Origin of the sequence: Tolypothrix campylonemoides VB511288_2 (genome assembly GCF_045999855.1) — a bacterium.
In the GTDB taxonomy this organism is placed as follows: domain Bacteria; phylum Cyanobacteriota; class Cyanobacteriia; order Cyanobacteriales; family Nostocaceae; genus Scytonema; species Scytonema bouteillei_A.
In genome coordinates, this window is sequence record NZ_JBFPMW010000016.1 from 93,206 (window position 1) to 106,351 (window position 13,146).

General features: G+C 43.7%; 8 protein-coding genes. 6 read left to right on the top strand and 2 right to left on the bottom strand.

The window, feature by feature from the left end:
• Window positions 1–112: 112 nt before the first annotated feature.
• Together AB0756_RS34460 and AB0756_RS34465 are read right to left on the bottom strand one after the other, a co-directional pair.
• Window positions 113–4,123: an AAA-like domain-containing protein gene (locus AB0756_RS34460; protein WP_050045463.1), complete on the bottom strand. Its 4,011-nt coding sequence runs from the start codon at window positions 4,121–4,123 to the stop codon at window positions 113–115.
• Between the two features lie 34 nt (window positions 4,124–4,157).
• Complete coding sequence (locus tag AB0756_RS34465) at window positions 4,158–5,702, bottom strand: AAA-like domain-containing protein (protein ID WP_038086481.1); 1,545 nt, start codon at window positions 5,700–5,702, stop codon at window positions 4,158–4,160.
• Between the two features lie 705 nt (window positions 5,703–6,407).
• On the opposite strand from AB0756_RS34465, the gene AB0756_RS34470 reads away from it, so the two are divergent.
• The 6 genes from AB0756_RS34470 (at window position 6,408) to AB0756_RS34495 (ending at window position 12,839) form a co-directional block, all read left to right on the top strand.
• Window positions 6,408–7,118, top strand: a complete 711-nt coding sequence (locus tag AB0756_RS34470) for a hypothetical protein (RefSeq protein WP_050045462.1) — start codon at window positions 6,408–6,410, stop codon at window positions 7,116–7,118.
• A gap of 126 nt (window positions 7,119–7,244) precedes the next feature.
• Entirely contained in the window at window positions 7,245–7,838 is a 594-nt protein-coding gene (locus AB0756_RS34475; RefSeq protein WP_038086484.1) for a hypothetical protein, read from the top strand.
• Window positions 7,835–9,010 carry a PrsW family intramembrane metalloprotease gene (locus tag AB0756_RS34480; RefSeq protein WP_038086487.1) on the top strand — a complete coding sequence of 392 codons (1,176 nt, stop codon included), beginning with the start codon at window positions 7,835–7,837 and terminating at the stop codon, window positions 9,008–9,010. The genes AB0756_RS34475 and AB0756_RS34480 overlap by 4 nt, the downstream gene beginning before the upstream one ends.
• 192 nt (window positions 9,011–9,202) lie before the next feature.
• Window positions 9,203–9,733 (top strand): hypothetical protein, encoded by a 531-nt coding sequence (locus tag AB0756_RS34485; protein WP_137986191.1) that lies wholly within the window; start codon window positions 9,203–9,205, stop codon window positions 9,731–9,733.
• 285 nt (window positions 9,734–10,018) lie between these two features.
• Window positions 10,019–11,719: an ABC transporter ATP-binding protein/permease gene (locus AB0756_RS34490; RefSeq protein WP_050045461.1), complete on the top strand. Its 1,701-nt coding sequence runs from the start codon at window positions 10,019–10,021 to the stop codon at window positions 11,717–11,719.
• Between the two features lie 496 nt (window positions 11,720–12,215).
• Window positions 12,216–12,839, top strand: a complete 624-nt coding sequence (locus AB0756_RS34495; protein ID WP_038086573.1) for a hypothetical protein — start codon at window positions 12,216–12,218, stop codon at window positions 12,837–12,839.
• Window positions 12,840–13,146 lie beyond the last annotated feature (307 nt).

The window sequence follows — 13,146 nt, forward strand, 5'->3', positions numbered from 1 at the left end:
CTCTCAATCGTTTCATTACTGAAGTAACCAGCTAGTATCCTGCTTTTCCGAATTCGCCAACAGTATCCGTATCTCGGCTCAAGGTCTTGATGAAATTCTTTGGCTAACAGGCTTAACCGGATGTATTCGAGTAGGCTGGAGGAATCGTTTTTTCAACCTGACAAAGAGATTGACGATCGCTCAAATCTGGATGCGATCGCAAATAATCTTTTATCCACATACAACCAGAGTGCAATATCTGGTTACTATCTAAAACGCGATCGAGTTGCCAAAGAATCACAACATCATCTAACCCGGCAGATGCTAGGATTGCTCCTTGGTTCTGGGTAACGGGGTAAAAGGCAACATTCAATGCTCGTTGTTCGTGTCCTTCTAGAGTAGCGTGCAAGATGCCATCTAGCGACCAAAGTTTTACTTTATTATCCCAACCAGCAGAGGCTAAGACGGTGCCCCAGTTGTCGGGGAGTCCAGAATGGGGGGGAATGAAGGTGATACCATTTACCCGATCTGTGTGGGCGGGAATGGTGCGAATTAATTTACCGTCTAACGACCACAGTTTTATTGTCGTGTCTTCGCTGGCTGTAGCAACAAACTTTCCATCAGGACTAAAGGCGACATCCCAAATAGTCTCGTTATGACTTTTCAGGGTAAATTGCGGCTGAGATGGAAACTTCCCGTTTGCATTCCTGTGCCAGAGGCGAAGAAACGTATCTCGACCGCCGATCGCTAACCATTGGTTATCATGGCTAAATGTTCCAGCATTGAGGCGATCGCGGTTTTTAGGTAGGGACTCACTCAGGGTTTGGATGAAAGTGCCATCCTGCTTCCAGAGTTTGGCTGTGCCGTCCCAACTGATGGAAGCTATTTCTAGCCCGTCGGGACTAAACACCACATCCCGCACTGTTGCGTTATGGGCTGAGATCGTTTTTAAGGGTTTTCCCTGCATCGTCCATAAAGTCAAGGAACCATCATCGCTACCGGCGGCGATCGCTTTCCCATCTGGGCTGATATCCACTGACCAAACCTGTCCCGGTGGCGGGGTTAAGGTGTTGAGCAGTTGTCCGGCTCGATTCCACAGCTTAATGGTGCCGTCAGCACTAGAGGAAACGATTGTTTGCCCATCAGGGCTAATCGGCGTGTGCCAAACAGAGGCACGATGACCCCGCAATACAGTGAGAATATCGCTTTGCCGCTGCCACAGCCGCACCAAGTTGTCTTCACCACCGGAAATCAAACGACGACCATCGGCACTGAAAGCTACTTCCCATGTACCGTTAATATGGGCATACAGGGTTTGATTGACAGTTCGATCGCTGTTCCAAAACTTAATTGTGTTATCCCAACCAGCTGAAGCAAGGGTTTGTCCATCGGGGCTAAAGGCGAGAGTCACCACGCTGCTGTCGTGTTCTGTGGCAGTTTCCATTAAAGTGCCAGTGACAGTCCACCAGATAACATTACCAATCCAGTCTCCAGCTACCAGAGTTTGTCCGTCAGGGCTGAAAGTGACGCTCATCAGACGGTTTTTGCCTTTTTTGGATGCGATGGGATTATTCAGTGTCCGAATTTTCTTACCCTCTAGATTCCAGAGGATGAGAGTATTATCATCACTGACCGAGGCTAGGATGTTAGCATCAACAGGACTAAACGCCACCTTTGAAACTGCACTGCTGTGTCCCTTAAAAGTACGAATCAAGCTGCCGTCGATGCGCCAAAGTTTTACTGTCTTGTCGTTACTAGCCGAGGCAATCCATTGTCCGTTGGCACTGACGGCGAGCGATCGCACCCAATCTTGATGTCCGTTGAGTGTTTTAACCAGTGTACCGTCCAGCTTCCACAGTCGCACAGTGCCATCTTGCCCAGCCGAAATTAGTTTATCGCCTTTGGGAGTAAAGGTGACATCAAAGACTTCTCCTTTGTGACCACTAAGTACTTTTACCAATGTGCCATCGCTTTTCCACAAAGTAATCTTACCGTGTTGGTGAGCAGCAGCGATTGTCTGTCCGTCGGCAGTGATGGCAATACCCCGCACTTTTCCCTGTTTACCGTTTAGGCGGTTGCGTTCAATGACTTGAAAGGTGGCACGGCGCAATTCTCGATCTACCTTGGTAAGTAACTCAGCAGGCACATCCGCTAATTTGCTCAATCGAGTCTGGGCTTTGATGGCACTGACTAAAGCATCTAATCGATTTCCAGAGGCAAACTGAGCTTCCGAGACGTTAGCGATCGCTTCAATTTCTCGGAGAGTAGCTTGATGTCTTTGAGCGAAGGCATACATTCCCAAGAAACTGGCGACGACGAAAGCAATACTAACAGTCCCCAGTAACCACTTTTGCAAGCGACTGGCACGTTTTTCTTGTTGCAGTCGCTTTTCAACTTCTTGCAGTCGCCGGAATTCTTCTTGTCGTTTCAAATCATCTAAGTCGGTGCTGGTGCCAAACCACTTGACTACCTGTCCGCTTCCATCCTTGATGGGAATCGCCCGATTGAGAAACCAGCGATAGTTTCCCGCGACATCTTGTATTCTCAGTTGCACTTCATAGGGTGAGTTGGTTTCTAGGGAATGTTTCCAAGCGACAAGGCTATTGGGGCGATCTTCAGGATGAACCAAATCCAGGCTTTTCCAGTCCGTCACCTTTGAATGCGATCGCCCCAAAAAGGTACTTAAATGCTGGTTAGTATAAGATAGTCTACCATCTGGCTCTACAATCCATACCATCTGGGGCATCGCTTCTGCTAGTTGCCGAAAGAACCTTTCGCTTTCTTGCTGCACCGCAAATTGCCGCCGGATTTCTTGCTGTTCTGCATCCTGACTAGCGGCTAGAAATTGGTAATCTAAATCGCTGAGGCTTTTGTTTTGCGCCCACTTTTGGGCATCAATTAGAGCTTGTCCCCGTAAAAGCCGGGATGTATCCTGTTTTTGAGAAGCAATCCAAGCTGATACTGTTTCATAGTAGGGACATAGTTGATTTAATTGTGCTTCTACCCATTCCCGATTAAAAACGTCTTGATATATGCGATTGCGGATTTGCAAATATCCTTGATATTTAACTACCAAACCAGAAAGCAGCAGTTCTATCTGTTCTCGACTGTCGTCGGCTGCTACGGGAATAGCTTGTAAAAGTTGCTGATAGATTCCGAGTAATCTACTAATGCGTTGAGTATTGTAAAGCAGGCGATTGCGAATTGTGCGTAAATGCTCTGGTTCGTCTTGAGATTCCCAATTGTTAATGATTTGCGATCGCACTAAACACTCTATCCAATCTGCTTCTTTACCTGGTGCAATTTCCAAAGGTAGGCTAGTTTTGCCGTTGTTACTTTCTAGATTCATCCTTTGGCTGTAATGCTGTTGCTTGGTTATTACCACTAACTGACATAATTTTTGCGTTAGAAATGGCTGTCCATTAGTCCAAGCAATAATTTCTTTAAATACCCTTTGGGGATTGTTCACAACTTGCTCTAATCCCACTACCAGAGGTTGAGCCTCTGCTAATGTAAACCCTTCTAAATTAATAGCAACACCAATATTAAAAGGTGTTTTGAGTTTATTTTGAATTAAATCAGAGGGAGTTGCAACTCCAAATAAAGCAAAACCCAGTCGTTCGTATTCAGGATTATGGACTCTTTGTTGATAACAAGCCCGAATCCACGCATAGAAATCATCTATGCCAAAGCTTAATTGCAGCAAGCTATCAATTTCATCAATGAAAATAAAAATCCGATTGTTACTCAGATTGACTAGCAAAATATCTTCAATAAAATTGCCCAAACGTTGTATGAGTGAAAACTCAGTTTGTTCTTGCCACCAAGCTGCAAAATCGATTTTCTTAGCTAATCCAAAACTATGCAGCAAGCGGACAATTATCCCTTTATAAAATTGTGTTTGGGTGAGTTCTTGGCTATATATTTGCGTAATATCAACGTAAGCACAACTAAAGCCTTCATTTTGTAATCGTTGCTTGGTATGTACCAGTAGTGAAGATTTGCCTATTTGACGACAGTTGAATACATAGCAAAATTCCCCCGCTTTTAGGGCTGTATAAAGCTCAATATCTGCTTGTCTATTAACATAGTTAGCAGCATTAGCATTTAGACAACCACCAACTTTATAAGTGCTTTTGTTCATAATAGCAAATCATAATTAGCTGAACTTTGTTTAATTACGACATCAGATATTTTCTAAAGAAGTCTCGATATAATTGGCAACTAATTACCCATTTTTGTTGTTGCAATTGAATTAACCCCATATTTTCTAATTGGTAGGCAGTTAACATATCTAAATCGATATTTTTATCTTTTGTTAAAAAGATTTTCATAGTATCTAATAATTGGGTGTTTTTTTGTAATTTATTTAATAAAATTTGTAAATGTTGACGATAAATTCCTACTTCTGTGATTGCTGTTTGCAAAATCTCTTCTAAGGTTAATTTATGATAGAGCAGGTGATAAAGAGTAATATTTAGTAATGCTGGATGTCCCCCGATTAATTCCATTAATTGATGCACTTGCTTGTTTTGTTGCCAATCAATTCCATAGCGGTTGGCTAACTCAATTACTTGCTCAGAAGTAAATTCTGATAATTTCAATGGTAGCCCAATGTTAAAAGGAGATTGATTAATTTCAATAGAAAGATAAACATCTGTTGAATAAACAATCACCAAACGCAGCTTTGTCCATACTTCATCCTGTTGCGCTTCTTCTTGCCACGAACGTAACAGAGGTAAAAATTCATTGGCTAGATCGGGATATTCAAAAATACGCTGAACTTCGTCTAATACTAATAGTAAAGGTTTTTCTAAAGATGCAAGCAAACATTCTTTTAGATAAAGAGTGCAGCTGAGTTTACTACCTATTTCTTCGTCCCAATGTTTATCGGCATTAAATTCTCTGCCTAATTGACGAGCAATACTAGCAGCTAACCATTGCATGAATAATTGAGGTTTTCGCAAAACATCAATATCAACTTGAGCGATATTGATTTTTGCAGTTTCATACCCTAACATTCTGGTATGAGCTACAATCCGCAACATTAGAGAAGTTTTACCCATGCCTCGACAACCTTGAATGCGAATGACGCATCCAGGTTGCGTAATTTCTTGATGTGCTAGTTCTTCTAATGGAGGACGAGGAACATAGAATTTAGAATCTAAAGATAAAGGAGCGCAGGGATATTTTATATATTCACTAATCTTTGCTCCATCGTTGTAATCGCTCTGTTTGTTAAGTGTCATTTCACTCTTAATTTTTTCTTCACCGAGAAAGACGGAAACAATTTGAGATGGTGCAGTATTTGGTGTGATTGTTTGTTGTTCCCCCGACAATTCACTTTCTGGTAATAAATCTGCATCAACTAAATTTTCAGATAAATCTCGATCTATCAGTTGTCTATCTTCTGGCGAATATTCCCGCAGAAAATCCATATCATTGGCATCATAGAGGGTGTAGTCATCTTCATGCAACACTAAATCAAAAGCACTAAAGCAGATTCGCAGGGTACGCGGATCTATCCTCGAATTCAAAGACCATAAACGGCTTAAACTAGAGGTAGAAATTCCAATGCGATCGCCTAATTCTACTTGTGTAAAACGTTTACCTCCTCTTTTTTGTCTCTCTTCTTCCAAAATTGCAGTTTGCAATCTCTTCATCCCGACAGCAGTTAGAACTACTCCTCTTTTTCGCAGTGATTTATTTTTGTCTTCTTTCATTTCTAAATGAAAATTTTAACTTGTTTTTATATTAATTTTGCTTAAAAGTGGTTTCCAGCCTTAAGTGACGTATATGATGTTTTAATGGATGTAATCTAAATATTACCAGATATCTGCCACAGCTTCACTGATGTAAGTGAAGTTTTTGAACTGGGAAAAAATCAATTGATTTTTTAAGTAGGTCAACCAAAAAAAACGTAAGATAGATAGACTATAAAAATTAAGTGATAAGTGATGCCTAGCGCGGTGAATGAGAGCGGTTTTATTTCTGTAACTCTCTCACAGCAAGGTTTTCAAGCTGTGCGTGGCGGCAAAATCTCTCTTCGCTACTTTTACCCCTAGATGCCTATGTAAGTAAAAACAAGATTTGTATATAAAAATACAAAAAATTTTTAGCAAATGAAGTATTATATTGCACAATCTTGAGATTACCAAAACTACAGCCTATATAAGAGTGTTTTCAGGTAATTTGCCTGGAAGTAAGTTAACTGATTTATCTGCACTTGAGGTAAATAAGAAAACATGGGAAATTTGAAGCTGTCTAAAATATTGGCGTTGCTCAATCAGAACTATGAAATTCTAAAGTTACTTTTTTTTCCTTCGTAACGATGTCTAAACTATGATTCGCCGTTAGCCAAACCCCAATTTACTAAACAAGCGTCTTGGTGTTGGTAAGTACGCCCCTTGAAATTAGCCAGAATCTCAATGCAACCAATAAAAAGCCTGCGAATATTAGCCCCTACTATTGTGGGTTTATTAACTCTTACAGTCACTCATCCTGTTAACGCTCAAGCAGTGATTGACACTTTAGACAACGGTAATCTGAGTGTGACTGGTATGAGATCGGGAAGTGGCTGCACAGTCCTTTTTAACCCTCAAGGAGAGATCCTGCAACAAGGACGATCCTGTAGTTCAACAGAAATCCGTAAAGCCCAGGCCGCGATCGATAGCTACCTGCGGGAACAAGGCACATCTGACAGTGACAATGGCAGCTCGTCGGGCCAAAATCTGACGTTGATCTGCTATGGTGAAGGTCGCAAACCGACTGTCGCAAATCGCTATGGATATGAATGGAACGATCGCCGCCATCGCTATGAAGCAAGTAATCGCGTAGAGTTAACCACTGGCGACTTCGATTCCGAGGTTCAGGTCGAAATCCGTGGTTCACAGGGAAAAATCCATCTAACCGGAAAGCTTATCCCGCCGATCCATTCGGGCGGTGACAATGGATGGTGGCCGCTCTACGACCTTCAGGTCTCGCCCGATCGCATTACGGGAAAATACCGGATGAACGAGCTAAATAAACCGCGTGTCAATATCGACCGGCGCAGCGGCAGGATCGCCATAGATGGGATTGAAAAGTTTCGGGGCGAGTGCAACTCAGGCGATTGGGGCGGCAGCAGAACCCGATTCTAGCCTAGTAGGCTATTGGGTTTGTAACAAACTTACCATCTTTTGAAGATGCAGCGGTGTTGGAGTTTTTCGAGAAGTCGTCCCGGAATCTGCTTCACCCCTGTTTAGCACCGCAAAAAGGAAAATTGTATGTCCCCCCTAAGACACGAAGCCCCTGTACCGGTTGAATATCGACTGTTTGGACTCGATCGTCGGCTCATTTGGCCGACGGTGAGCGTTTATTTTGTGGTGTTTTTATGGTCGGGAGTCATGCCAGCCATCAACGAGGCTGTTCATAACAAGGAGGTTTTAGCAGGGACAGCTTATAATGTCGGCCCTGTAAGTTTTACGCCGACCCAAGGCTGGGTAATAACTAAGGCCCCATTCCCTGTCGGGAGTTCATCAAACGCAGTGGTCTTCAAAGATGGCGTCACGTTTAGCGTCAAAAGCGGCGTCTGGAAGGGAACTGCCGAGGAACTCCTCAACCAGATCGTGAAAGACCAGAATGAATTTGTTGTCGAGGGTAAATTAGTTCCTGTTACAACACTACAAAAGGTTGCCGGAGTAGCTAAGAGAATTAATGGCCCCGACTATACTGGTCTACTGCTCGCATACGTCGATGGCAAGGGTCAGGGAGTCGAAGTGATTGTGAAGGGCCCGGCCGCTACCTCCACACAACTGGAGCAACCGATCGCTGACATGATTAAGAGCATCACTTTTAAACCGAAGGAAGGCGATTCATGACTAGCACTTCAAAGGGTGAGGACACAATCCGCAAGGCTGCCATCGATCGTTCAGGCTGGAGCTATCCCGTCCGATTTTTTCAGCCGCACAACCCGGCGTGCTACCTGTATTGGTTGCTCGTGCTGAAAGGCACCTATGTTTTCAGCGGATTTTTGTTGAGCAGGGCCATCTATCCCTCCGCTCTGTTCATCGCCCTCTCGTCTCAGGCACTGTATTGCCTGCCTTGGATCTGGTTTCTCACCCACAAAGACCGATATGAACGTGAGCCAGCCAAGCTCGCGCTGCTCGGCTTTCTCTGGGGCGGACTAGTAGCGGTGTGGGTCATGGCGTTTCCTGGCAATAATGCAATCCTATCCCTAATAGCGAAGTTGGCCAGCTTAGACTTTTATAGCCATTGGAGTGCGGCCATCACGGCACCCATCGTGGAAGAAAGCTCCAAATTCGTCGGGCTTATCATGCTCTCTTTACTAGCACGCAACCATGTCCGCAACGCCTACGACGGGTTTCTGCTTGGTGCGTTTGTGGGTCTCGGCTTTCAGGTCTTTGAAAACGTGCTTTACATTGTGGGTGCCCCCGACGCAAGCTTTGGATCGCAGCAGGTTGCTGATGCGTTAAAGTTATTGGTAGTACGTACAGCAACCGGTTTCTGGAGTCACTCGCTCTACACGGCGGTTGCGGGTACGGGGTTTGGCTACTTCCTCGAAGCGAAAAATCGCTCGTTCGGACATCGGCTCGCGGTTTTGATAGGTTTCTTTCTGTTGGCTTGTCTGGCTCATGGCTGTTGGGATGCCATTATTGGGTTTATCGGCTTCGGGCCCATCGGCATCGTCATTGGAACGGTTGCGATTTTGCTTGCGTGGCGGTTCTCCGAGCAGCGTCAACGCAAGTTTGTCCGCGTCCTGCTGGCTGACGATGTTGCAAACGGAATCGTGACAGAAGCTGAACTGGCTGCGATTTCTAACCGACCGAGAAATCGGCGAGCTTACCTGAGAGAGATCGAGTCCTCATCCGGGCCTGACGCGGCAAAACGCGCTGGGTTCATACTCGATGCGGCGATCGATCTTGCAGCAGCAATTGCATCTAAGGACAATCTCGATAGTCCGGCAGCCAAAGCCGCGCGTGCGGAGATTGCGAGGGTGCGCGGTGCAGCACAGTTAGGTCAATTAGAGTAGATTCCAGCCGAAATGCCGAGGCGATCGAGAGTGCCTGATACAGTAGGGTATCCGCCGAGGTATGTGCAAAATGGGACACATTGTAAATAAATATTGCAGAGAATACTTAATGTCAACCGTCACTTTGTTAACTGTCAGCATCCCGCTATTAAGAGAGGGGGCTTTGGTTTCCACGCTTCCAGAGGTTTTTCGATGAAAATGTATTACAAACGAATTCTTGCTATCCTACCAATATTTGCATCTTTCGGATATTTAGGAACACCTGAATTGCTTGTTTCAGCACAGAACGTGCAATCTATTGCAAATCCTTTACTAATCTCTCAAAGAGAACGACGCTCTATACGAGCAGTATCAGGACCGGACGAGCAAGGACGTTGGCGGTTTAATAAACCAAGTGGTATCTCTGATGATGCTATGCGAGAACAGGGATGCGTTGATGTCGGGAGAAATAATGCCCAACGTTGGCGTTGTCCCAGTCAAAGAATTAAAGTATATACGAATGATAGAGACAGATATAATACATACGATCGAGGATGGAGTAGAAACAGACGCTCTATACAAGCAGTGTCAGGACCCGATGACCGAGGACGTTGGCGGTTTAATAAGCCAAATGGTATTTCTGATGATGCTATGCGAGAACAGGGATGCGTTGATGTCGGGAGAAATAATGCTCAGCGTTGGCGTTGTCCCAGTCAAAGAATTCGTGTGAGAGAAGGTCGATAGTCAAATTTATGCCTTCGGCACGCTTCGCGAACGGACGAGCCTACTCGTTCGCGGCTTTATTGACTCCTGCCTTGTTTCTTAACGACAAAACGATTTCTAAGAGCAATGTTGGCAAGTGCTATGGCATTTTCATTACTCCATGATGTTAATGTTTTCGGTGGTGTAACTCTACCCAGTATGTGTATTCAGCTCGTCTTAACCTTCTTGTTTGAATTCTTGTTTGCGCCACTCATAATTGAGCTTAACAATATTTAACCCCCAATCATTTTCCATTAAATACAGATCGTGGATAAAATTCAGCAATTACAACAATTTGTACGGTGGTTTTGGGAAGTAGCTAAACGCTACTGGGGATCTCAGGAGCGGTTTCGAGCATGGGGATTGTTAGCAGCAGCCGTTCTTTTTATCATCCTCGCTAACAACGCTAGTGCTTTACTGAATCGTTATCAGGGAGAGTTTACCACTGCACTAAGCAATAAGCAATTAGAGAGTTTTCAGCATTCTCTGCTCCTGTTCGGGGGAACGTTACTGGCGTTAATTATTTTCTCGTTTTTTGAGAATTTTATTCAAAATAAACTGCAACTCTACTGGCGAGAGTGGTTGACCAAAGATTTCCTCGATCGCTATTTTGCCGATCGCGCCTTTTATCAAATTAACGGCAATAAGGCGATCGACAACCCCGATCAGCGTATTTCCGAAGATATCGAGTCTTTTATAAGCAGTTCCCTCACATATTCTCTTTCCCTCGGCAGTTATGCTCTGAATGGTTTTCTCTTTATCAATATTCTCTGGAGTATCAACAAAAACCTCGTTTTTGTCGCTATTCTAACGGCACTGGTTCAAACCTTGGTCAGTTTTTTCATTGGTCGGATTCTCACACCGCTAAACTTCAAAAACCTGCAATATCAAGCAGACTTTCGTTATAGTTTAGTCCACGTGCGTAATAATAGCGAATCAATCGCTTTTTACAAAGGAGAGGAAGAGGAAGAAGAAATGGTTCAATCGAAGTTCTTCCGATTACTTGCCGTTCTCCATGCCAAAATCCTTCCTAGTAGTCTCTTAGATGCAATCAATAATAGTTTAAATTTTACTGTTTGGATTATTGCCTATCTCATTCTTGCCCCACAATATTTCGCAGGGCAGGTTACCTTTGGCGATGTGACTCGTTCTGTTACCGCTTTTTTAACAATCGTGAGTGTTTTTAGTTGGTTCGCAAGATCTTTTGAAGGATTAACTCTTTTCGCTGCCGTCATCAAACGGCTAGGAACTTTTTCCGATTATTTGCACCAAAATCAAAAACCTGCGCCTTCGCAATGTGTTATCGATACCTTAATCGAACCTCGTTTTGCCCTCAGTCACGTCACGGTAAAAACTCCCGATCAAAAACGGGTGCTAGTGGAAGATTTCTCAGTAGAAGTTCCTCCTAGTGAGGGAATTTTAGTGATGGGGGCTTCTGGGTCAGGAAAAAGTTCGATATTGCGAGCAGTTGCCGGTTTATGGAACACGGGCGAAGGCTATATTTACCGTCCCAACACCGCCGAGATTTTATTTATTCCTCAACGTCCTTATATGGTCTTGGGTTCACTGAGAAATCAAATTCTCTATCCCCATACCAAGCGAGAAGTGAGTGATACAAAGCTACAGGAGGTTCTAGAACAGGTAAATTTGACTGATTTAGTTGCCCGTGTGGAGGGTCTTGACGTAGAACTCAATTGGGCAGATGTTTTGTCCTTAGGGGAACAGCAACGATTGGGGTTTGCTCGACTTTTCTTACATAATCCTCAGTATGCAGTGTTAGATGAATCTACCAGTGCTTTAGATGTAGCCAATGAAAAACATCTTTATCATCAATTAAGAGAGTCGAATATTACTTATATTAGTGTCGGTCATCGTCCTACTTTAATTCCTTATCATCAATTAATTGTGGAGATATTAGGACAGGGAAAATGGCGGTTTTTATCCCCCCAGTTTCAAGAATTGTTCTAACAAGTATATGGTAGAGACTTTTGGGTAACGCATACTTAATTTCTGGAGATGTCTATTGGTTAATTCAACCCGTCTGTAGCACCTCTTTTAGGAGGAACTGACTGAAGTTGTGCTTTTGCCAAATCCGTGTTGGGGTATAAGTATCATTAGAACAGAAAACCGTGTTTAGCTTAAAACCCTTATTGCATAAGGGTTTTATTGAGGGGTGTAGTAGCTCAATGCATGAAATCGCATTCGTCATATCTTAACGAGAATTCAAAAGTTTCAGCGCTTGAACACTTCTGTAATTTTCATGTAATACGTCTTAACTCGGTTTTCTGTTCCGATACTACTTATACCCCATTTTAGATGCATGGATTTTGCACTAATCTCTAATCCCTAGAGGGACAAAACGAAATAGTTTAAAAATATTTTGTAAGTGTTAACTAGCAAACGCACATTTCTGAAATAATATCAAATGTCATAATCTTTGTCATAACTTAGGAGTTTTATGGGAATGAAATCTTCAAATTCGTTTTTAGCGGTAGCACTGGCGATCGCTTCAATAAGTTTTCCCGTATCCGTCAAAGCCGATACCGTGAATGCCCGTTGCGATGTGTTCCCAAAAGGAGAAGATCGCGCCACATCCTCTGGTCGGTGTACCTTTTCCCAACGTCAGGGTGCGGTTAGCATTCAACTGGAAAATGGTCGTAGCTATGACTTGCTCCCTGTGGGTAATCGACCTGGCAATTATCGCGATCGAAATGGTGATGCTGCCTATCGACAAGCTGGACTTGGCGATCGAGGACAGATTTATCGTCTCGCCAATGAGTCGATTTTTGTCTATTGGGATACATCTGCCAATCGACAAAACTCAGGTAACAGAAATGGTAGGGCTGCTGCTAGACGTCAGCCTGAAGCGGGTACTACCGTCCCTCAGTTGAGTGATTTAGTGGGGGAAAGGGCAGGACAGGCAGAAAACGCAGTGAAAAAACGGGGCTATCGATGGGTCAAGAGTGATGATTCGGGCTACAGCTACTGGCTAGAAGGCAAAACCAACTACTGTGTAACAATCCAAACAGACCAAGGACGCTACCAATCGATTGTTTACACGGGCGGCCCAGAGGATTGTCAGAATTAGTTGTTATATATCTGGACAAACAATCCAATTTAGAGACTCATAGAAAATAAATTATCCCATTTCAGGCCCATTAAAACGACTTTCTTTCCCCCTGCCCTCTAAGCGATGGAATATTTTTTAATTGGAAGTCCCTTAGAGGGTACTGAGAGGATGTATTAAGCTGAGAAAGCTGAAACCCTCATTCCTTGATTAGGGCACAATCAGTAGACCGAAAACTTTAGCCTCAATAATCACGATACATTTTTAACATGAAGCTTCAAAATTTGCTTTTAGCAATCGCCACCGCGATCGCGAAATCGTAAAAAGC